The sequence below is a fragment of the Exiguobacterium sp. UBA7533 genome (assembly GCF_002479335.1).
Taxonomy (GTDB): Bacteria; Bacillota; Bacilli; order Exiguobacteriales; family Exiguobacteriaceae; genus Exiguobacterium_A.
Genome location: NZ_DLMP01000005.1, coordinates 592,139 through 612,232, shown reverse-complemented (window position 1 = coordinate 612,232; position 20,094 = coordinate 592,139). Strand labels below are relative to the sequence as shown.

At 47.1% G+C, this 20,094-nt stretch carries 24 protein-coding genes and 1 riboswitch; of the genes, 19 read left to right on the top strand and 5 right to left on the bottom strand.

All coding sequences use genetic code 11. The features are described from left to right. The first annotated feature begins 12 nt into the window (after window positions 1–12). From B2U10_RS10780 to B2U10_RS10770, 3 genes are all read left to right on the top strand, one after another. Window positions 13–1,206, top strand: coding sequence for an acetyl-CoA C-acetyltransferase (locus tag B2U10_RS10780; RefSeq protein WP_290787585.1), 1,194 nt, complete (start codon window positions 13–15; stop codon window positions 1,204–1,206). Window positions 1,207–1,489: 283 nt separating this feature from the next. Continuing rightward, window positions 1,490–2,830, top strand: a complete 1,341-nt coding sequence (gene brnQ, locus B2U10_RS10775; RefSeq protein ID WP_290787583.1) for a branched-chain amino acid transport system II carrier protein — start codon at window positions 1,490–1,492, stop codon at window positions 2,828–2,830. Window positions 2,831–2,984: 154 nt separating this feature from the next. Further along, window positions 2,985–4,094: a glycerol dehydrogenase gene (locus B2U10_RS10770; protein ID WP_214855490.1), complete on the top strand. Its 1,110-nt coding sequence runs from the start codon at window positions 2,985–2,987 to the stop codon at window positions 4,092–4,094. A 42-nt stretch (window positions 4,095–4,136) separates the two neighbouring features. Here the strand turns inward: B2U10_RS10770 and B2U10_RS10765 are convergent, their stop codons facing one another. After that, window positions 4,137–5,081, bottom strand: coding sequence for a peptidoglycan DD-metalloendopeptidase family protein (locus B2U10_RS10765; protein ID WP_290787580.1), 945 nt, complete (start codon window positions 5,079–5,081; stop codon window positions 4,137–4,139). Window positions 5,082–5,337: 256 nt separating this feature from the next. After that, entirely contained in the window at window positions 5,338–6,078 is a 741-nt protein-coding gene (locus B2U10_RS10760; protein ID WP_290787577.1) for a peptidoglycan DD-metalloendopeptidase family protein, read from the bottom strand. 316 nt (window positions 6,079–6,394) lie between these two features. Between B2U10_RS10760 and B2U10_RS10755 the strand changes: the two genes are divergently transcribed. From B2U10_RS10755 to B2U10_RS10720, 8 genes are all read left to right on the top strand, one after another. Beyond that, a complete protein-coding gene (locus B2U10_RS10755) occupies window positions 6,395–6,874 on the top strand; it encodes an NUDIX hydrolase (protein WP_052019056.1) in 480 nt (159 codons plus the stop codon). An 87-nt stretch (window positions 6,875–6,961) separates the two neighbouring features. Next, window positions 6,962–7,837 carry an SDR family oxidoreductase gene (locus tag B2U10_RS10750; RefSeq protein ID WP_035408573.1) on the top strand — a complete coding sequence of 292 codons (876 nt, stop codon included), beginning with the start codon at window positions 6,962–6,964 and terminating at the stop codon, window positions 7,835–7,837. A gap of 11 nt (window positions 7,838–7,848) precedes the next feature. Next, window positions 7,849–8,040 carry a hypothetical protein gene (locus B2U10_RS10745; RefSeq protein WP_231496870.1) on the top strand — a complete coding sequence of 64 codons (192 nt, stop codon included), beginning with the start codon at window positions 7,849–7,851 and terminating at the stop codon, window positions 8,038–8,040. Window positions 8,041–8,195: 155 nt separating this feature from the next. Next, window positions 8,196–8,576, top strand: coding sequence for a GntR family transcriptional regulator (locus B2U10_RS10740; protein WP_056060644.1), 381 nt, complete (start codon window positions 8,196–8,198; stop codon window positions 8,574–8,576). After that, on the top strand, window positions 8,569–9,246 hold the full coding sequence (locus B2U10_RS10735; protein ID WP_056060648.1) for an ABC transporter ATP-binding protein: 678 nt from the start codon (window positions 8,569–8,571) through the stop codon (window positions 9,244–9,246). Before B2U10_RS10740 ends, B2U10_RS10735 begins: the two co-directional genes overlap by 8 nt. After that, window positions 9,243–10,058: a hypothetical protein gene (locus B2U10_RS10730; RefSeq protein WP_056060651.1), complete on the top strand. Its 816-nt coding sequence runs from the start codon at window positions 9,243–9,245 to the stop codon at window positions 10,056–10,058. The genes B2U10_RS10735 and B2U10_RS10730 overlap by 4 nt, the downstream gene beginning before the upstream one ends. A gap of 10 nt (window positions 10,059–10,068) precedes the next feature. After that, window positions 10,069–11,160, top strand: coding sequence for a hypothetical protein (locus B2U10_RS10725; protein ID WP_290787569.1), 1,092 nt, complete (start codon window positions 10,069–10,071; stop codon window positions 11,158–11,160). Window positions 11,161–11,239: 79 nt separating this feature from the next. Next, a complete protein-coding gene (locus B2U10_RS10720) occupies window positions 11,240–11,533 on the top strand; it encodes a hypothetical protein (RefSeq protein ID WP_290782144.1) in 294 nt (97 codons plus the stop codon). A gap of 28 nt (window positions 11,534–11,561) precedes the next feature. On the opposite strand, the gene B2U10_RS10715 is transcribed toward B2U10_RS10720, so the two are convergent. Then, window positions 11,562–12,050, bottom strand: coding sequence for a DoxX family membrane protein (locus B2U10_RS10715; protein WP_290787566.1), 489 nt, complete (start codon window positions 12,048–12,050; stop codon window positions 11,562–11,564). A gap of 126 nt (window positions 12,051–12,176) precedes the next feature. Further along, window positions 12,177–13,361: an MFS transporter gene (locus B2U10_RS10710; RefSeq protein ID WP_056060664.1), complete on the bottom strand. Its 1,185-nt coding sequence runs from the start codon at window positions 13,359–13,361 to the stop codon at window positions 12,177–12,179. A gap of 190 nt (window positions 13,362–13,551) precedes the next feature. On the opposite strand from B2U10_RS10710, the gene B2U10_RS10705 reads away from it, so the two are divergent. The 8 genes from B2U10_RS10705 (at window position 13,552) to B2U10_RS10670 (ending at window position 19,417) form a co-directional block, all read left to right on the top strand. Further along, window positions 13,552–13,977: an OsmC family protein gene (locus B2U10_RS10705; RefSeq protein WP_290787563.1), complete on the top strand. Its 426-nt coding sequence runs from the start codon at window positions 13,552–13,554 to the stop codon at window positions 13,975–13,977. Continuing rightward, window positions 13,974–15,194 carry a beta-N-acetylhexosaminidase gene (gene nagZ / locus B2U10_RS10700; RefSeq protein ID WP_290787560.1) on the top strand — a complete coding sequence of 407 codons (1,221 nt, stop codon included), beginning with the start codon at window positions 13,974–13,976 and terminating at the stop codon, window positions 15,192–15,194. Before B2U10_RS10705 ends, nagZ begins: the two co-directional genes overlap by 4 nt. A gap of 56 nt (window positions 15,195–15,250) precedes the next feature. Further along, window positions 15,251–15,353, top strand: a riboswitch (TPP riboswitch). Window positions 15,354–15,435: 82 nt separating this feature from the next. Then, window positions 15,436–16,029, top strand: coding sequence for a thiamine phosphate synthase (locus B2U10_RS10695; RefSeq protein WP_290787557.1), 594 nt, complete (start codon window positions 15,436–15,438; stop codon window positions 16,027–16,029). Further along, a complete protein-coding gene (locus B2U10_RS10690; RefSeq protein WP_290787554.1) occupies window positions 16,026–16,970 on the top strand; it encodes an FAD-dependent oxidoreductase in 945 nt (314 codons plus the stop codon). The genes B2U10_RS10695 and B2U10_RS10690 overlap by 4 nt, the downstream gene beginning before the upstream one ends. Further along, window positions 16,967–17,167, top strand: a complete 201-nt coding sequence (gene thiS / locus B2U10_RS10685) for a sulfur carrier protein ThiS (RefSeq protein WP_290787551.1) — start codon at window positions 16,967–16,969, stop codon at window positions 17,165–17,167. Before B2U10_RS10690 ends, thiS begins: the two co-directional genes overlap by 4 nt. Before the next feature lie 2 nt (window positions 17,168–17,169). Beyond that, window positions 17,170–17,934 carry a thiazole synthase gene (locus B2U10_RS10680; RefSeq protein WP_290787548.1) on the top strand — a complete coding sequence of 255 codons (765 nt, stop codon included), beginning with the start codon at window positions 17,170–17,172 and terminating at the stop codon, window positions 17,932–17,934. Next, window positions 17,931–18,938: a ThiF family adenylyltransferase gene (locus tag B2U10_RS10675; protein ID WP_290787545.1), complete on the top strand. Its 1,008-nt coding sequence runs from the start codon at window positions 17,931–17,933 to the stop codon at window positions 18,936–18,938. Before B2U10_RS10680 ends, B2U10_RS10675 begins: the two co-directional genes overlap by 4 nt. 122 nt (window positions 18,939–19,060) lie before the next feature. Further along, entirely contained in the window at window positions 19,061–19,417 is a 357-nt protein-coding gene (locus tag B2U10_RS10670) for a hypothetical protein (protein WP_290749475.1), read from the top strand. A 131-nt stretch (window positions 19,418–19,548) separates the two neighbouring features. Here the strand turns inward: B2U10_RS10670 and B2U10_RS10665 are convergent, their stop codons facing one another. Continuing rightward, window positions 19,549–19,917, bottom strand: a complete 369-nt coding sequence (locus tag B2U10_RS10665) for a hypothetical protein (protein WP_056060683.1) — start codon at window positions 19,915–19,917, stop codon at window positions 19,549–19,551. Between the last annotated feature and the right edge of the window lie 177 nt (window positions 19,918–20,094).

Genomic DNA, 20,094 nt, shown 5'->3' with positions numbered 1-20,094 from the left:
GAGATGGAGCAGATGAGTGAAGCAGTCGTCATCGTCAGTGCGACGCGCACGGCGATCGGGAATTTCAATGGAAGTTTGAAGGACGTCAAAGCAACGGAACTCGGTGCGACAGTCATTCGCGCAGCACTCGAAAAAGTAGGTGTCGCTGGGAATCACGTCGATGAAGTCTTTTTCGGCAACGTCCTCTCAGCAGGACTTGGTCAAAATCCAGCACGGCAGGCAGCCCTCGCTGCCGGGTTACCGGAGACATGCCCCGCGATGACCGTCAATAAGGTCTGTGGATCCGGTCTCTCTGCTGTCCATCTTGCGTATCAGGCGATCAAGTCAGGCGAAGCCGATGTCATCGTTGCTGGTGGGATGGAGAACATGAGTCAAGCACCTTACGTCCTCGCGGGCGCACGGTCTGGACTAAAGATGGGTGACCAACCACTCGTCGATACGATCATCCAGGACGGGCTCGAATGTGCCTTTAATGACTATCATATGGGGATCACGGCAGAGAATTTAGCAGACGTCTACGAACTTTCCCGCGAAGCGCAGGATCAGTTCGCCGCGACGAGTCAGCAAAAAGCGCAGACGGCATTAGCGGAAGAACGGTTCGTCTCAGAAATCACGCCAGTGTTGATTCCACAACGAAAAGGCGATCCGATCCGTTTTGATCAAGATGAGTTTCCGCGCGCCGGAACGTCCGTCGAAACGCTCAGTCGTTTGCGCCCGGCGTTTAAGAAGAACGGAACGGTCACGGCAGGCAATGCATCTGGCATCAATGACGGGGCTGCGGCGCTCGTCATCATGTCAGAGGCGAAGGCGAAAGAACTCGGCGTGACACCACTCGTTGAAATCGTCGCGAACGGAACGTCCGGTGTCGACCCGAGCATCATGGGAATCGGTCCAGTTCAAGCGGTTCAGAAGGCACTCGATAAAGCGGGACTAACGCTTGACGAGATCGATGTCATCGAGGCGAACGAAGCGTTCGCGGCACAATCTCTCGCGGTCGATGCGGAGCTACGGTTGCCGCATGAAAAACTTAACCGCAATGGCGGGGCAATTGCTCTCGGTCATCCAATCGGTGCGAGTGGTGCGCGGATTCTTGTGACATTGATTCATGAGCTCGAACGGACGGGTGAGACGCATGGTCTTGCGACATTATGTGTCGGTGGCGGTCAAGGGGTAGCGACGATCATTAAAGCATATGAAGTTAGCTAAGGAATGTTAAAAGCATCAGGCGTAGAGAGAATCACTTCCTATGTCTGATGTTTTTGCTGTTCTCATCAAGTCAGATGAACTTATGAATCCGGTTTCATACTTTGACGCGAAGACGTATTAGATTCTTTAAACTAAAGTGGTATCAAACTTTCTGCCGAATTTTCAGAATATTCTCCAGATAAACTCCTAGCACGAGCTCCTAAACGTATGTTATCCTTTCGAACGAAGTACTTCATCTGCTTAGGGAGCGGATGAAGTCGGAAATCATCAGTGGGGGTTTATTATGTCTAAAACTGTTCCAACATCATTTATCATCGTCATCGGCATGATGCTCTTCGCCTTGTTCTTTGGGGCAGGAAATCTCATCTTTCCGCCGATGCTCGGACAGCTCGCAGGGGAGCATGTCTGGGTTGCCAATGCCGGATTCCTTGTCACTGGTGTCGGTCTACCATTGCTTGCGATTCTCGCATTCGCGTTTTCAGGGGAACGCGATCTACAAGCGATGGCGTCACGTGTTCATCCTGCTTTCGGAATCGGGTTCTCGGTCATCTTGTATCTTGCGATTGGACCATTCTTCGCAATTCCACGTGCCGGAACGGTCTCGTATGAGATCGGAATCAAGCCGTTCTTCAGTGAATCGACGAGCCATTTGCCGTTACTGATCTTTACGATTTTGTTTTACACGATTGCTTGTCTATTGTCCTTAAACCCAACAAAGATCGTCGATGTCGTCGGGAAAGTACTGACACCGATTAAAATCACGTTCATCGGTCTCTTGATCATCGTTGCCGTCTTGCATCCAATCGGAAGTTTTCAGAATCCTTTGAAGACATATCGAACAAATGCTTTCTTTAATGGTTTCCAAGAAGGATATATGACACTCGATGCGCTCGGTGCCTTTGTCTTCGGTATCATCATCATCGCAGCGATCAAGGAAAAAGGTGTCACTTCGAAGCGGCAGTTGCTGCTGATTTGTACGAAAGCCTCGTTGATTGCCGCAGCCTTGCTTGCAATCACATACACGGCGCTTGCCTTCATGGGCGCGTCAAGTGTCTCTGAGATCGGACAGCTCGCGAACGGTGCAGAGATTTTGTCTGCTGTGTCGGATCATTATTTCGGTGAGTATGGGGCGATTTTGCTTGGTCTGATGATCACAGTCGCTTGTATGACGACGAGTGTTGGTTTGATCACGGCGTGTGCCGCTTTTTTCTCGGCACTCGTCCCAAAAATCTCATACGTCAAATGGACGATTGGTCTATCGATCTTCAGCGCACTCGTTGCGAACATCGGTCTGAATCAATTACTCGCTGTCTCTAAGCCAGTCTTGATGACGCTTTATCCTCTGGCGATCTGTCTGATCTTCTTAACGTTCTTGCATCCACTCTTTAAAGGGAAGCCAGCCGTGTACCAAGGGGCGCTATGGATGACGTTCCTCGTCAGTTTATTTGATGGATTGAAGACAGCAAAGATCAACGTCTCAGCCGTCACAAAAGTGTTTGATGCGGTATTACCGTTTGCTTCTGTCAGTCTCGGTTGGGTCGTTCCTGCTATCATCGGTGGGGTGATCGGAGCGATCGTCGGTAAGAAAAAAGCGGAGACACGATCGTCGTCACGTGTGGCTTAAGTTGTCATGTATAAAGGGAAGCGGATTTTTGATCGTATGATCAAAGTCCGCTTTTTTTGTTCACTCGATTGTGGGTTTAAGCATAAGCGGAAACGGCAATTCCTCTACTGTATATCATTGACCATCGTGTCCCTTACAGAAAGGATGTTGAAACATGTCAGAACGTGTCTTCATTAGTCCCTCGAAGTATGTCCAAGGAAAGGATGTCATTGACCGGCTCGGTACATATGTGAGCCCGTTCGGTGAAAAAGCGCTCGTCATCGCGGACGATGTCGTCTGGAAAATCGTAAAGGAACGTGTCGAGCAGTCGCTGTCCGGCGAAAACGTCAGCATCGAGAAGGCAGACTTTAGTGGTGAAGCCTCACGGCATGAAGTAAAACGAATCGCTGAGCAAGCAAAAGCAGCGGATGTTCGTTTCGTCATGGGAGTTGGGGGTGGAAAGACGCTCGACACAGCAAAAGCCGTCTCAGATGAGCTGAACGTGTCCGTCGTCATCGTACCGACCCTTGCTTCGACCGATGCACCGACGAGTGCTCTGTCCGTCATCTATTCCGACGAAGGGATTTTCGAAAGCTATCGTTTCTATAAGAAGAATCCCGATCTTGTTCTCGTCGATACGAAACTGATTGCCCAAGCGCCAGCACGTTTCTTCGCGTCCGGAATTGCCGATGCACTCGCGACGTGGGTCGAAGTTCGAAGTGTCGTCGCCTTTGGTGGACAGACGATGGCGGGAGGTCGACCGACAATTGCGGCACAAGCGATTGCCAAACGTTGTGAGGAAGTCTTGTTCGAGCACGGACGTCTGGCGTACGAATCCGTTCAGGCACAGGTCGTCACCCCAGCACTCGAAGCCGTCGTCGAAGCGAATACCCTGTTAAGTGGGCTCGGCTTTGAAAGTGGGGGACTAGCAGCGGCGCATGCGATTCATAATGGCTTTACGGCACTTGACGGTGAGATTCACCACCTGACGCATGGAGAAAAAGTTGCCTTTGGTACACTTGTCCAGTTGGCGCTCGAAGAACATCCACAAGAAGAAATCGAGCGCTATATCGCGCTTTACACGGATCTTGGTTTACCGGTGACACTCGAGGACGTCAAGCTAAAAGATGCGTCACGTGAAGATATCGTCAAAGTCGGAGAGGCAGCAACTGCTGAAGGTGAGACGATCCACAGCGGATTCAACGTTACGGCGGACGAAGTCGCTGATGCGATCATCGCAGCCGATCGCTATTCAAAAGCGTATCAAGCAAAACGAAAACAATAAGAAAAAATAACCCTTGCCGAGACGGCGAGGGTTATTGTCATTTTACAGATAATCGAGTGGATTGACACTGCTACCAGCAGAAGTTGCGCTGTAGACGTACGATCCTTTATGGAGTTCAAAATGTAAATGTGTTCCGAAAGCGTTACCTGTCTCGCCAACTGTTCCGATCTTTTGACCTTGCGTGACGGTTTGACCGACCGAGACCGAGCGGCTATTCATATGTGCATACAGACTGATGAACGGCGATCCGTTGATCGTATGTGAAACCATGACATAGTTGCCGTACGCGCCTTTGAGCTGAGACGTAATGACCTTACCGCTAGCTGTCGCATAGACCGGAGTACCTTTTGCTGCACCATAATCGATCCCGTTATGGAATGTGTAACCATAAGCACCACTAGAAGGTCCATAACCTTGCGTGATCGGACCGCTCGTTGGCGTCGCGAAGTTCTTTGATGTCGACGTTGACGCTTTTGATGCGCCACTGCTATTCGTCAGTGTCAAAACAGCGTATTTCGAGACATAGTCCGCATGGACGAATCGTTTATCTCCACCGTATAAGAACTTGATCCAATCGCCTGTACGACCGAGGTAGCGGAACGTTTCGCCCTTATCGACACTTCCGACGACTGTACTGCTCGTTGAACTGCTGCTACGAACACGAAGGTTGTCGACACTGACTTTAATCTTATAGATACGTGTTACAGAATATTTTTTAACATATGTAGAAGAAACATAGACTTTTTTTGAACCGTACAGAATTTTCGTCCAGTTGCCTGTCCGTCCGAGATACTTATATGTATCACCTTTTTCAAAGCTCGTGACCGTACCGTATGATGTCGAAGGACCCGTTCGAGCACGCAAACCGTCCTCCATGACTTTTACCTTATAGAACGTCGTTGCTGCATCCGCACGTGGGATGGCAAACGAAGCAAAACTTGCCACAGCGATGGCTGTCGCTGAAACACCTTTCCAAAAACCATGCATGATTCATTCCTCCTGAATATGTAATCTGTGTGACTAAACCGTTATGTAAATTTCATAGATGAGTATAACATTTACGAAAATGTTTAAATGTTACATTCACATTTCGATATTATTTCAATAAATTATATTAAACAGACTTAATTTTATTCATTATCCAATTATCCATAAAATTCTTTGACAAGATTGGATGGAATTGGATATGATGAAATGCCCATTAAAAATAAGAAAGGTACCCCGGTTGAGGTACCTTAAATGCTTATAAAAAGGCGAGTGGATTGACGCTGTTTGCTGCAGAAGTACCGCTATAGACATAGTTACCGCGATGGATTTCGAAGTGAAGATGAGCACCTGTCGAGTTTCCTGTACTGCCGACTGCACCGATCGTTGCGCCTTTCGGGATCGTTTGACCGACGAAGACAGAGCGTTTGCTTAAGTGAGCGTATACCGTTGTGTACGAAATACCGTGCACTTTATGTTTGACCATGACATGGTTTCCATATGCTCCTTGGTAAGACGATGTGACAACTTTACCTGCCGCTGCTGCATGAACGGGCGTTCCGATTGGTGCACCAAAGTCGACGCCGTTATGGAACGTGTAGCCGAAGATGCCGCTAGTTTTTCCATAACCTTGTGTTACTGGACCGCTTGTCGGACGCGAGAAGCCATTTGATGAAGTCGAGAATGAAGCTTTCTTCGCTGTATGACCAGAAACGCGATATTTTTTCACATAACCTGAGTAGACGTAACGCTTATGTCCTTTATGAAGAATTTTTGTCCAGTTTCCGCGATGACCCAAGTATTTGAAAGTCTGTCCCGAATTGACGCCGTCGACGATCCGGTATTTAAGAGATGGGCCAGTACGAACGCGAAGTCCGTCTGCTTTGATTTTTACTTTGTACGTAGATTTCGTAGCTGCGTCAACCTTATCTGTACCCGTAGCTGCAAAACCTGAAACAACGAGCGCGCTCATTGCAAGTGTCGTGATTGTTCTTTTCATGAATGTTCCTCCTTGATGTAAATCGAGATCTTGTCGGAAATGACATGTATATAGAATGTGTGTGGTGTAAAGTGTGGTGAATTGAAGTAGATGATGCTGTCGTCATTTGACTAACGAGAGTATAGCATTGAAAAGTCAGACGTTTGTATTTCAATTCGATTGCTTAGATATATTTTAATAACAATTCTTGTAATGTTGAATATATATTCAATCTCAGAATCCCTTAAAATCAATATGAATCCGTGTTACAACGAGATGAATTTGATGACAAAACGCAATCGTGGGAAATGATGAGAAAGTATGGGAGTCTAATAAAATGAGAGTAGGTAATGAGATGGATTTGACGTTTGCAGTAAATCAAAAAAAGCTTAACATTCGCGCAGTGGCGCTGTTGATTCAAGATGGACATCTTTTGATCCATCGGCAAGGAGAAGATGATTTTTGGTCATTACCGGGAGGACGGGTACAATTCGGTGAAAGTGGTGCCAAAGCGATTGAACGTGAATTATTAGAAGAATTAGGACAGTCAATCGAGCCACCGGTCTTCCGTTTCCTGCATGAAAATTTCTTTAATTACGCAGACCATCAGTTTCATGAACTGGGGATGTTTTATGAAGTGACATGTCGAGAACCACTACCACTTTCAACGGAAGACTTCTATGGTCCCGAAGGTGAAGAATTGACGTACCGGTTCGTTCCGTTCGATAAACTGGATCAATATACATTGTATCCAAGCGAATTATCAAAAATGCTTCAAACCAATATATTTCCAACGCTATTGACGAATGACATCTGACTTTTCCGGAAAAACGTTTATAGATGTATCGCAAGGGAATGGTTAATCATGTAGTTCATTCCACAATGATAAGGGAGCTGATCGTTCATGAGAGAAGAGCAGTTCGAAGCGATGCATCAAGAAGCACGAGGGCAGACGCAGGAACAACAACCCGGTGTCGAGTACGCCATGAAACCGGAACCGATCTACGATGATCCGGATTATGTCGGTTCAGGAAAACTGACGGGGAAGGTTGCACTGATCACAGGTGGAGACAGTGGAATCGGTCGAGCCGTTGCTGTCGCTTATGCGAAAGAAGGGGCAAATGTCGCAATCGTATACTTAAATGAGGGGAAAGACGCAGAAAAGACGAAATCGTTGATTGAAGGCTACGGGGTCAAAGCCTTAAAAATCGCGAAAGATGTCAGTCAACCGGAAAATGCGCAAGCGATCATCGATACCGTCATTGCAGAATTTGGTCAATTGAACATTCTCGTTAACAATGCCGGAAAACAATTCCCGCAAGATGATTTCCTTGCGATCACACCAGATCAATTGAAGGAAACGTTCGAAACGAATGTTTTTTCGATGTTCTATTTGATTCAGGCTGCGCTTCCACATTTGCATAAAGAAGATGCAATCATCAATACCTCATCGGTGACAGCGTATCGCGGAGCACCGTCGCTGATCGACTACTCAGCGACGAAAGGCGCTATTACGACATTGACGCGCTCGCTTGCTTCAAGTTTGATTGAGAAAGGAATCCGCGTTAATGCTGTCGCACCGGGACCGATTTGGACGCCTCTCATTCCAGCGACGTTCTCGAAGGAGAAAGTCGAGTCGCATGGGGAAGACACGTTAATGAAGCGTCGGGGACAACCGTCAGAAAATGCACCGGCTTATGTCTATTTGGCTTCTCGTGATTCGAGTTACATCACGGGTCAGACGATTCATATCAACGGCGGCGATTACATCACGTCTTAAGGGGGGAAAACATGATGAAGAAAAATCCGAATGAAGTGCCTGAACGTGAACCGGATCATCAACCGGACGAAGTTCCGCAAGCACCACCGAGCGAGGTGCCAGACACACCACAGGAAGATCCTGTCCGTCAACCGGAACCGGATACGTTCCCAGAACCAACCGAGATTCCCGATACACCCCAGGAAGATCCAAATCCCTATTAATGAGTTGACCGTAGTCACCGTCCAAGAATCGGATGGTGACTTTTTCATGATTAAGAAGACAAACCAGCTTGACAGACAAACTGTATGGTGAGTATGATACAGAAGAGAAGTGTATTAATGTTTTAATACATTACACAGGAAAGGGAGGTCTACCGATGCAGTTCGACCAAAGAAGCCCGGTGTACCTGCAGGTCGTCCGTTGGTTCAAACAACGAATCGCGACCGAGGAATTGCAAAGCGGGCAAGAGATCCCGTCCCGCCGCGAAATCGCCGCACAGCTCGGAATCAATCCGAATACCGCACAAAAAGCATATAAAGAGATGGAGGAGCAGCAATTGATTACGACAGAACGGAATGTCCCGAGTAAGATTACACGCGATCCACAAGTCGTCCAAAAAGTACGGACCGAGATGCTTGAAGAAGCAGTCTCTGAATTCATCGATGCCGTCAAGGCGATTCAAATTCCACTTGATGAGGTCGTCTCGAAAGTTGAGACCGTCTATCAGGAAACGGAACGGAGGAAGATCGATGCTTGAAGTTCATGGCTTACAAAAGAAGTACGGAAAAAAACCAGTCCTTCAAGGCGTCTCGTTCTCGGTTCCGATGGATCAATTGACATGTCTGATCGGTTTGAACGGTGAGGGGAAATCGACGATCCTGAAAGCAATCGCAGGACTTGTTCCAGTCAACGCAGGAACGATTCTCGTCGATGGCGAGATCAACCGAAATAAGATCGCCTTCGTTCCAGATATTCAGACGATGCCCGGCTACATGACGGTCGGTGACGCACTGACGTATATGGCGGATTATTATTCTGATTGGAACCAAGAGACTGCGAATGAATTGATGCGAATTTTCCAACTACTTTCAACAGATAAGATTACCGACTTATCAAAAGGAAACCAGGCGAAGGTCAGCTTAATTCTCGGATTTGCTCTCGATCGTCCGTACTTATTACTCGACGAACCGTTCGCAGGAATTGATTTGTTTACGAAAGAACAGATTGCAGGATTATTCTCAAGCCACTTCATGGAAGGGCGCGGTATCCTGATGACGACACACGAAATTCAGGAAATCGAGCATTTGATCGACCGGGTCGTCTTCTTACAGGACGGTCGAATCATCGATGAACATGAGACAGAAGAGATGCGAGAACTGTACGGGAAGTCGGTTCAGGACCGGATGCGGGAGGTCTATCAGCGATGAAACAATACATACAATTGACGAATGAAGAGATTAAACGGAGTTTTAAGTTATATGTAATTGCCGTGCTTGTGATGGCGGCGATTGAATTGATATCAGTCATTGCACAAGTGATGCTTCATGAGCAAGAAATCAAGAATTTCATGGAGAATAATCGTGCAAAATTATCAGACGCACTTCAGCAAATCGGAAAGCTAGATTACGCGGATACGACTTCTTTTTTCGTATTTATGACCTTAATAGGAATTGTATTTGTTGTGATTTACGCATTTCAAATTTGGTATCGTGATTGGCTTGGGGAAACAAAATACATCTATCGACTATTAATGCTTCCAGGGAGCAGATATAGCATCTTCTTTTCAAAATTAACTGCTGTATTTCTGGTTATGATTAGCTTTATTGGTTTGCAATGGTGTTTTCTTAAGGTTGGATCTTATTTATTTGATTGGTGGATCCAAGCGGAGTATCAAAAAAGTTCTAATACGAATATATTCAGTAGTTCATTGGAAGAATTTTATACGACGAATTTAACTAATATGATTCTCATCATCCTTATTTCTACAATGGTTATTTGTTTAATCTTTTTGCTCGTTTTGTTGGAACGATCGTATCGAAAAGTAAAAGGAATGATTCGAATCGCGATTGAAATTACAATTTTTATAGCGTATTCGTTCATTTGTATCTATTTTTTAGATCAGACACATTTATTACTAAGTTCTGAAAAAGATGCTTTATTCATAGGGTTTGTTTTTGTCTATATGATTTACGCCTTGTGGAGAAGTTTACGACTTTTGAAATGGAAAATCTCGGTCTAAGGAGGATAATATGCGATCATATAAATATTTTATAAGTTTTATACTAATCAGTGTCGCGTCACTAGCTTTTTATGTGGGATACGTCTTAACTTTAGAAAAACCTGAATTAGTAGTTGAAACCAAGAGCGGTAGCCCGAAGCAAAGCACTCTTCAAAATCTACAAATCAACTTAATCGATGTAGTTCGTCAACCTACAGACTACTCTGTTTCGATTAAAGATGGACAAGTCTCTGAATCAAAATCATCATATCTAAATAATATGTATCTCGATCGTGTTTATTTAAACGATGGAGCGCCACGGTCATTTAAACAGTTCATGCAAGAAGAAACGTATACTCTCATGCAAGATTCTGTGACTTACGGATTAAAAGGTCGAGAAGACGGTAGTTGGGAGTTGCAATACTGGGATCTTAAAACTAAAAAATTGACGACAAAACAATTGAGCACTCCCTCAGAAGTTAATAATAAAAAGTACGCCTACTCACCCTTTCAACGAACAGAAGATCTACTTTATGTGGAGCGCTATTCGATGGATGAGCAAATCCCCAAAAGCTTTATTTATATTATTCACTTAAAAAATAATCGCGTACGCAAACAACTACTACCAATAGAATTAAAGAAAAATGAATACATTGAGTCATTTTATAAAGGACAACTTCTTTATTCTCAAACCTATTTTTCAAAAAATAACCCTGATACTGAACGGCAGCGTCTACTGATAACAGACGGAAAAATAACGAAACGTTTAAAGCAACTGGAAGGAGAAGACTTTAACACTCATATTTTAAACGAAGGAAAATTAATCGTGACGGTAAATGAAAATGATGATAAACAATTAAGTTGGAATACGTTCGATATGGAATCGAAAAAAAATACAGTACATCAAGTTCCACTTCCTGACCGTAAAAGATTCCCGGATGGAGGTGGGTTCCCAGTCTCGATTTTGGAAAATGGACGCATCTATTTTTCTTATCAGCTGAAAAACAATGATTATAAAGTGTTAGTCTTCAATCCGACATCAGCAAATATTGAATATGAAGGAAACATTTCGAATAAAAATGCGAAGGTTGAGTTATCTTTAAGCGATATGCGATTGAGGTAAAATATAGAAATTTTATTTACTTATTTGAAACCTCCCGTTTTCTTCCAACGTATAAAGACTATACAAGGGGGGAACTCACATGCAATTCTTGATTTTTGTCGTCTTCGCAGGTGCTCTGTATTGGTTCTACTACAGCTTCTTACTGGGGTACCGTAAGAAAAACATCACGCTGACGTTTGACGATCGGTTTTATTCACTCGACGAACATGTCGCAGCAATCGAACAAAAGCTTGCAATGGATGGACGTTCAGCGCGTTATCTCGGTGACCGTCGCTTTGAAGTCGATGGCAAACCTTATCTGTTCCTCGAGCGGACAGTCCCAGTCGGCGGGGTTCCGACACAGCAGACGATTCTCGAGCAACAAAAAAAATAACTCTCCCGCGTTTGGGAGAGTTTTTTCGTTAGACCGGAATCCGGTCGAGGGGATGTGGTTGTTGCGACGAACGATACCAGTGCATGATCCAGTGATCAATACCGATTTGATACGCGTAGCGTCCTGCAGCAAGTAAGACGATTGAGGTAGCTAAGAACAACGGGTTTAACGCAATCGTTCCAGCAAGTAAGTAATTGAGATTCATGATGCTCCCGACGACCAGTGCAGGAACCGTCAATAGACTGAGAATCAACAAGATCCCGACGACGAGTTCTGCGAACGGAATCAAGACGTTGATCAGCCCGACGTTTGGTAAGGCGAGTTGCTCGATCCACGTCGCGTACCACGAACTGACGAGTGCGTCTTCGCCTATCGCTTTCGTTAGCGCCCCTTCAAGAAACGGTTTTGCATCAAAGCCATTGATGTACTTGCCGATCCCGACGATGAACCACTGAATTCCGAGCCAGAGCCGGATGATCGTCACTAAACTGATGCCGATGATGTGTAATGCTTTCACTTTCAGACACTCCTCTACTACAACATAGTCCCCATCATACTGAAAAATCATCAGTAAGATAGGGACTATCATCATAACGTCATCGAACCGTCATCGACCTGTTACAAAAAAGGATAAGGTAGCCGTTCATGACCGCTGATCGAGACGATGACTGATTGCAGTTAATAAAGCAGCGACAAGCGCAACAAGCCCACCGACCAGTGCCGTGTTCATCATCGGACCGTTCGCATAAACGATGCCACCGAGTGCCGAACCGAAAGCAATCCCGACATTACTCGCAACCGGCATCAAGGAAGCGGCGAGTCCTTTTGCTTCCGGATTGAACTTTTCGGCGAGGTCAATCAAGTAGATTTGTGTCGAAGTCGTCAATAAAATCGACATCAATGACATCAAGGCGATGTTAAACAGACCAAGTGAAAGGGATACTGTCGTGAAGTATAATGCAGCAAGGACGATTGCTTGCACGACGAAGACGAACCGTAAGCGACCCATCGGATTTTTACTTGCAATCTTGCCGGCAAGGATGTTACTGAAGATCGAGACGACACCGTAAGCGAGCAGGATCGGACTAATCCATGTCTTCGCGATGCCGAGTTCCGTTTGCAGGATCGGCACGAGGTACGTGTAGACGACGTAAGTTGCTCCGAAGCCGAACGACGGAATGAAGAAGGCAATCAGGATCCGTGGATTAGCGAGCAATCCAAGCTGCTCCTTGATTGAACCGGAACCCGTCGATTGCTGGACGGGAACGATCTTCCACACAGCGAGAAACGCAATCATTCCCATGACTGTCGTCAGCCAGAACGTGGCTGCGAAGCCAGCGTGTTGACCGATGAACGTACCGATCGGAACACCGAGGACGTTCGCAAGTGTAAAACCCCCGAAAATGAATGAGACGGCGACACCGCGCTTCGCGACAGGCACGCCATCGCTTGCGACGACCATTGCGAGCGAGATCAAGACACCGGTCAGGATGGCAGTCAGGATGCGGGTGGCGAGCAATACTTCGTAACTTGGAGCAAAACTACTGGCAAGGTTCAGTAAGACCCAAACGAGTAACAGACGTAGAATCAGGCGACGCCGTTCCAAGTGACCGGTCAGCGACATGACAATCGGTGTACCAATCGCAAAGGAGATGGCAAATGCCGAGACGAGCGTACCGGCTGTTGCGATCGTGATATTAAGAGCTGAGGAGATTTCAGCGAGGATCCCGACGATGACGAATTCGCTTGTTCCGAGAACGAACGTCAGGAGCGACAACGTGGCGATCAACAGCCAATCGCGTCGACTTAAACGAGTAGTAGGTGACATGGATGATTCCTCAATTCTGGCGCTTGCGCGCGAAACTATGAGTAACAGGATAGCATGAAACGATTTCGTCGGGTATCGCAAAGCGAGAATTCGGGAAAAGAACCATTATTCGAAATAGCGTGAGAATTTCCAGGCTTGCTGTTTTTTGCGTATACTACAGATGAAGACTACTGACAAAGGAGTGGAAACGATGCAAGCGACAGTGACATGGAACAAACAGATGGGGTTTAGTGGACAGACGGAATCAGGGCATCATCTTGCGATGGATGCAGCACCGGAGAACGGTGGCGAAAATCAAGCACCACGACCGACTGAACTGCTGCTACATGCCGTTGCCGGCTGTACTGGAATCGACATCGTCTCGATTTTAGAGAAGATGCGCTTGACGATCACCCATTTCGAAATGGATATCGAAGGGGAACGGTCAGAGGATCATCCGCGGCGCTTTACGTCGATCTCGATTCATTACCGGCTTGAAGGTGATCTCTCGGAAGATAAGGTCCGTCGCGCCATCTCGTTATCAAAAGATAAATATTGTTCGGTCTCGCAATCCTTGAACGCTGAGATTTCCGTCTATTATTCCATCAATGGTGTCCGGAGCGAGGATCCTTTGTGAAGAAAGTAGCACTGATCGGTTGCCTGTTGCTTGCAGGGTGTGCGCAGGAGACGACGGAACCAACGAAACCATCACAACCAGCAACGAAGCAACCGACGGAGGCGAAGAAATCAAAGCCTGAGCCGACAAAGGAAGAACAACAACAAGCACGATTAAAGCAGCAACTTGAAGCGATGTCGACGTCAGAAAAGATCGATCAATTGCTCTATATCGGAGTTGCTGGAACGGAACTTTCAGCAGCTGACCGGAAATTGTTGCAGACGCATGCGATCGGTGGGGTCTTACTGCTTGGTGGGAATATTACGTCAGAAGATCAACTCTTGACGTTCACGCGTGCCATTCAAGAAACGAACCAAAAACCGTATGTTTTCGTCGGGGTTGATGAAGAGGGCGGACGGGTCAGCCGGGTACCGGATCAACGATTACGTCTCCCGACGAGTCAACGGATGGCGCAAGGTGCAGATGCTGCAAAAATGGAAGATGTCGGACGTACGCTCGGTCACCTGTCACGATTTTATGGGTTCAACATGGACTTCGCACCGGTCCTTGACGTCAATAGCAATCCGAACAATCCAATCATCGGCGACCGTGCGTTAAGTGCTGATCCGAAGACCGTCGCGACTCTCGGTACGGCCCTGATGCATGGGATGCAAGAGACGGGAACGATTCCGGTCGTCAAACATTTTCCCGGTCACGGCAATACGAGTGTCGATTCCCATGTCGGTTTGCCGAGAGTGACAGCATTAAAGGAAGAACTGAAGCGAACGGAACTGTTACCGTTCCAAGAAGCGATTCAAGAGGGCGCCGAGATGGTGATGGTCGCCCATATTCTCTATCCCGCGTATGACGATCAAAATCCATCTTCGCTCTCGAAGCCGATCTTGACTGACCTTTTGCGTCAACAACTCGGATTCAAGGGTGTCATCATCACGGATGACCTTGTCATGGGAGCGATCACGAAACGATATGGTCTCGCGGAAGCGGCACGCCAGGCACTTGTCAATGGAGCTGATATGGCGATGTTTTCGGAAGCAGGTGCCTATCCGAAGGTCCACACCGAAGTGATGCAAGCCGTTAAAGAAAAAACGTTGTCGTCAGAGATGCTCGATGCTAAAGTGATGCGGATCTTAAAGCTGAAGCAGACCTATGCCGATAGCCAGAAGCAACAGCGACCGACGAAATCGGAGCTTGTTCAGCAAGTGGAAGCGCTCAACTAGGACTAGCGAAGCAAAGCGACTCATGCTAGACTAATGGGGCAAGCCAATTAAACACGAAAAGACACTAGGGGAGTCTCGCAGCAGACTGAGACGGAAGTATCCGGACCCTTTGAACCTGATCTAGTTCGTACTAGCGGAGGGAAGTGGCTCGAAACCTTAGATATCCTTAGCGCTTCAGCGCATTTTCGGACCACTCCCTTCAACATCGGGAGTGGTCCTTTTTCGTATGGAAAGGAAGAACATGATGCGTCTACATCTGATTTCGACGGGATCCATCAATCCACGCGATGGAGTGGAAACCTTTCAATCGCTTCAACCATATACGGACCAGCTTCATCTTCGAGAACCAAATTTGTCGGCAACAGAATTGTTAGATCTGATTGACGCGCTCCTTGCAAAAGGGTATTCGTCTGATCAATTAACCGTTCACGACCGGGTCGACGTCGCCCATGTCGCTGGCATCGGTGTGCAATTGACGCGACGTTCCTTACGTGTCTGCGATGTTCGGCGACACTTTCCGAATCTCATCATCGGGAAATCCGTCCACTCTCTGGCAGAAGCACTTGCAGCGGAAGCGGAAGGAGCCGACCGACTGCTGTACGGTCATATTTATCCGACAGCGTCGAAACCAAACGTGCCACCGCGAGGGATCGATGCCTTGAAGCAAGTTGTCACTTTCACGACGAAACCAGTCATCGCAATCGGCGGGATCACTCCTGATCACATTCCTGAGATCGCAGCGACCGGTGCAAGCGGAATCGCCGTCTTATCCGGTATTCTCGGTCAAGCGGACCCGCATGCTGCCATTCAGCGTTATCAGGGGGTACGGGTATGACGGATCACATCATCATCGGTGGTGGAGTCATCGGTTTGACGCTTGCTTACAGTCTCGCTTGTCAGAACGAATCCGTTCTTGTCCTTGATCGCGGAACATGCGGACAAGGGACGAGTCGGGCGGCTGCCGGGATGCTTGCGACGGACATCGAGCTGAGAGAAGAATTGCATACGCTTGCCGCGCGAAGTCGCCGTCTGTATCCGTTACTTGCGCGACGCCTCACGCGCGAGACCGGGATCGATTGTGGCTACCGGGAACAACCATTTTTATTGAAACAAAATGGGCAAGAATACTTATTTCCATCGGTCGGTCAAATCGATCCGCGACGACTAACGACTGCATTGATGCATGCTTTACGAAATCGTGGGGTACCAATCGAAGAACAGGTGGACGTCACGCGAATCGAGGAGAGTAATGATTTCATTAGGGTTGAGTCGAACACGGGAACGTGGACGGGACGAACGGTGACGATTGCTGCCGGACGCGGGTCCCAAGCCTTGCTCGATACAGCGGGTATTTCGATAGCGACGTATGGTGTCAAAGGGGAATGTCTCGCAGTCCGTCTCGCAGGTCAGCCATTACGCTCGATCCTGTTTGATGACGCCGTCTACCTCGTACCGAAAGCGGACGGACGGATATTGATCGGTGCGACCGAACTACCGCACGACGAGACGATCGGTGTTAGTGTCGCAGGAGTCACGTCACTGCTTCAAGCAGCAGAGCGTCTCTATCCACCGATCCGTGATGCTGTCATCGAAGAAGTCTGGTCAGGCGTACGACCACAAACAGAGTCCGGCTTGCCATATATCGGAGTCGCTGATTCGTCCCGGCGGATCTTTATAGGGACGGGGCATCATCGGCATGGCATATTACTCGCACCGGCGACAGCGGAAGTTTTGGCAAACACATTACGGTTGACCCTAAAGGAGGAAGTTCGATGAACATTACGATTAACGGCAACTACCACACCATTGAACAGATTGAGACGATTGAGGACATGCTCACGCAACTTGGCTTAGGGGAAAAACTTGTCATCGTCGAACAGAACCGACAGATCATCGACCGCGGAGCTTACAATCAAACGGTCGTTCGGAACAATGACACATTCGAAATCGTTCATTTCGTAGGAGGAGGATAAAGATGTTGAAAATTGGAGAAAAGACATTCGAATCACGGTTATTACTCGGAACGGGGAAATATACGGATGCTACGGTACAGCAGGAGGCCATCGATGCGTCCGCTTCACAAATCTTGACGTTCGCTGTCCGGCGGCTCGATCTCTTCGACAAACAACAATCGAATTTCTTGGAGTCGCTTGATTTAACGAAGTACGATTTACTACCGAACACGGCTGGTGCGAAGACAGCGGAAGAAGCGGTTCGGCTAGCAAAGCTTGCGCGGGCATCCGGTATGTGTGACATGGTCAAGGTTGAAGTGATTGGGTGCGATAAGACATTACTACCTGACCCAATCGAGACGTTACGGGCTTCTGAAGAGTTACTTAAAGAAGGATTCATCGTTTTACCGTATACATCGGACGACGTCGTCCTTGCACGACGACTCGAGAAACTCGGCTGTCATGCCATCATGCCGGCAGCGTCACCGATCGGGTCTGGGCAAGGCATCCTCAATCCGCTCCACCTAAAGTTCATCATCGAGCAGACGACGGTGCCTGTCATCGTCGACGCTGGAATCGGTTCTCCAACTGACGTCGCCTATGCAATGGAACTGGGAGCGGATGGTGTCTTATTGAACTCCGCTGTAGCCCATGCCCAGGATCCAGTCAAGATGGCGCACGCGATGCGACTAGCCGTCGAAGCAGGGCGCTTCGGCTACGAAGCGGGAAGAATCGAGAAGAAACAGTATGCAGTCGCGAGTAGTCCAACGAGTGGATTGATTCGATGACACGTTATTCACGTCAAACTCGATTTCAACCGATTGGAGAAGCAGGACAAGCACGCTTCGCAACAGCAAAGGTACTGATCATCGGGATGGGGGCACTCGGAACAGCATCGGCAGAACAACTCGTTCGCGCTGGTGTCGGCGTCGTCCGAATCGTCGACCGCGATTATGTCGAGTGGAGTAATCTACAACGGCAACAACTCTATACGGAGGATGATGCACGGCACAGCGTACCGAAGGCGATTGCTGCAAAAGCGCGACTTGAAGCGATTAATTCGACGGTGACGATCGAAGCACATGTATTAGATGTCGACCGGGCAGCGCTGACATGGCTTCTCGATGATATCGATCTCATCATCGATGCGACGGATCATTTCGATATTCGTTTACTGATGAACGATATGGCATTGTTGCGCTCGATTCCGTGGATTTACGGCGGCTGCATCGGCAGTTACGGGATTACTTTCACTGTTCGCCCGGGAGAAACGCCATGTCTGCATTGTCTGCTCGATCAATTACCATGTGATCAGGAGACGTGTGATACGGCGGGAATCATCGGTCCAGCTGTTCAGATGGTCGCCTCTCTACAAGTGACGGAAGCGTTGAAGTGGTTGAGCGGGAAGACGGACGCGTTGCGGACACGTCTGCTTGCCTTTGACGTGTGGTCGAATACATTCCAACAAATCAACGTCCAGTCACTGAAGCAAACAGAGTGCCCCTCGTGCGGCATCGAGCCGTCTTATCCTTATTTATCGAATCAAACGGTGCGTTTCACGGCACTGTGCGGTCGCGATGCCGTTCAAATCCGTGGAGACGGGCAGCGGGATCTCGAACAATTAAAACAACGCCTCCAGCCGGTTGCGTCGATTTCCGCCCATAATCCATACTTGCTGGCGTTTACGACGGATGAGCATCGAATGGTCGCCTTTCGAGATGGTCGTGTCTTGATTCATGGCGAGGCGGATCTCGTTAAAGCAAAACGACTGTATCACGCCTATTTCGGATAAACGTTCATAAAACAGTAAAACTAATTTTAAAAATATATGTTTTAAATGTTTAAAAAACAGGTAAATAAGACTTCAGACATAAATCGGTCTACAGGTTTTGAACGTGAAGAGGAGTGATTCAGATGAAACAAGAATTCGATCCGATGAAGGATCAAGCACAGACGGAAGAAACACAGGCGGTTGTCCAGCAAGCCAACTGGAATCCAGACCGGTACCGGACGAACTTGAACCCATTCTATCTGTCACCTTGTAGTGTCGAACGTAGAGAAGATTTGCATCAGGATGCATCGAAGATTCTCGAAGTCGAGACGTCGTCGCCCCTCCAACAACTTTTTGAACACAATCAAGCAACGCATACATCCGAACCAACGGGCAAAAAATTTAAGACAGGCATCGTCGTCGGTGTCGGTGCGATCATCGGCGGATCAGTTTCTGTGATTCGTTCCGTCCAACGTTTTAGAAAGCAACGGACGAAGTAATACGCTCGTTGTGAAAGCGCAAAAAGCAGGAGGCATTCGCCTCCTGCTTTTTTTTGCAACCTCTTCATTTCACAAAAAAAAGAAGGGATTTTCGTATGTATATTGTTTCTATTTTGATATTTCTAGATTTATCAGTTTGTTATGTTATCAAACGCGGTAGATTTACCGTTTACGTAAACATCGATGATTTCATGTTCAGGATCTAAAGTTAATTTATAGACATGCTGCTTTGTCTTCTTATGAGTTTTAGATTCATTCAATTTAATCTTCAGCGTATCTCCTTGTGCTTCAAGATCAGAAGCGACTGCTTTCTTTGTGCGATAGATAATATAGGCGATATCGTCTTTCGTGTTGATCATTTGCAAAGTAGTGGCAGGATTTATTTTCGATTGGAGAGCGTTAGGTACTATTTTTAGCTCACTAAAACTGAGTTTAGAATCGTTTGCGTTACAGGCTGATAAAGTAGTACATAATACAGTCAACATTAATAATTTCTTCATATTTTTGCTCCTTCGATTCGAGTGGAAATGTATACCTTATATCTTAGCAGTTTTTTGAAGTTCCAAGTCATCAAAAGGTATAAGGTCAACAGAAATTGACTTGATGTTAAAGATAAAGTAGTTTTTTGATCAAAAAAATTCTAATTTTTTTTGTTTAAATGTATGGTAGTGTCGCTG

Bases quoted from the DNA above. Each gene is read 5' to 3' on its own strand.
- B2U10_RS10765 (WP_290787580.1), bottom strand. From the start codon at position 5,081: ATGCATGGTTTTTGGAAAGGTGTTTCAGCGACAGCCATCGCTGTGGCA.
- B2U10_RS10750 (WP_035408573.1), top strand. From the start codon at position 6,962: ATGAGAGAAGAGCAGTTCGAAGCGATGCATCAAGAAGCACGAGGGCAG.
- B2U10_RS10780 (WP_290787585.1), top strand. From the start codon at position 13: ATGAGTGAAGCAGTCGTCATCGTCAGTGCGACGCGCACGGCGATCGGG.
- B2U10_RS10760 (WP_290787577.1), bottom strand. From the start codon at position 6,078: ATGAAAAGAACAATCACGACACTTGCAATGAGCGCGCTCGTTGTTTCA.
- B2U10_RS10725 (WP_290787569.1), top strand. From the start codon at position 10,069: ATGCGATCATATAAATATTTTATAAGTTTTATACTAATCAGTGTCGCG.
- B2U10_RS10670 (WP_290749475.1), top strand. From the start codon at position 19,061: ATGAAACAAGAATTCGATCCGATGAAGGATCAAGCACAGACGGAAGAA.
- B2U10_RS10705 (WP_290787563.1), top strand. From the start codon at position 13,552: ATGCAAGCGACAGTGACATGGAACAAACAGATGGGGTTTAGTGGACAG.
- B2U10_RS10695 (WP_290787557.1), top strand. From the start codon at position 15,436: ATGATGCGTCTACATCTGATTTCGACGGGATCCATCAATCCACGCGAT.
- B2U10_RS10720 (WP_290782144.1), top strand. From the start codon at position 11,240: ATGCAATTCTTGATTTTTGTCGTCTTCGCAGGTGCTCTGTATTGGTTC.
- thiS (WP_290787551.1), top strand. From the start codon at position 16,967: ATGAACATTACGATTAACGGCAACTACCACACCATTGAACAGATTGAG.
- B2U10_RS10735 (WP_056060648.1), top strand. From the start codon at position 8,569: ATGCTTGAAGTTCATGGCTTACAAAAGAAGTACGGAAAAAAACCAGTC.
- B2U10_RS10740 (WP_056060644.1), top strand. From the start codon at position 8,196: ATGCAGTTCGACCAAAGAAGCCCGGTGTACCTGCAGGTCGTCCGTTGG.
- B2U10_RS10730 (WP_056060651.1), top strand. From the start codon at position 9,243: ATGAAACAATACATACAATTGACGAATGAAGAGATTAAACGGAGTTTT.
- B2U10_RS10665 (WP_056060683.1), bottom strand. From the start codon at position 19,917: ATGAAGAAATTATTAATGTTGACTGTATTATGTACTACTTTATCAGCC.
- B2U10_RS10770 (WP_214855490.1), top strand. From the start codon at position 2,985: ATGTCAGAACGTGTCTTCATTAGTCCCTCGAAGTATGTCCAAGGAAAG.
- B2U10_RS10710 (WP_056060664.1), bottom strand. From the start codon at position 13,361: ATGTCACCTACTACTCGTTTAAGTCGACGCGATTGGCTGTTGATCGCC.
- B2U10_RS10745 (WP_231496870.1), top strand. From the start codon at position 7,849: ATGATGAAGAAAAATCCGAATGAAGTGCCTGAACGTGAACCGGATCAT.
- B2U10_RS10675 (WP_290787545.1), top strand. From the start codon at position 17,931: ATGACACGTTATTCACGTCAAACTCGATTTCAACCGATTGGAGAAGCA.
- brnQ (WP_290787583.1), top strand. From the start codon at position 1,490: ATGTCTAAAACTGTTCCAACATCATTTATCATCGTCATCGGCATGATG.
- B2U10_RS10680 (WP_290787548.1), top strand. From the start codon at position 17,170: ATGTTGAAAATTGGAGAAAAGACATTCGAATCACGGTTATTACTCGGA.
- B2U10_RS10755 (WP_052019056.1), top strand. From the start codon at position 6,395: ATGAGAGTAGGTAATGAGATGGATTTGACGTTTGCAGTAAATCAAAAA.
- B2U10_RS10690 (WP_290787554.1), top strand. From the start codon at position 16,026: ATGACGGATCACATCATCATCGGTGGTGGAGTCATCGGTTTGACGCTT.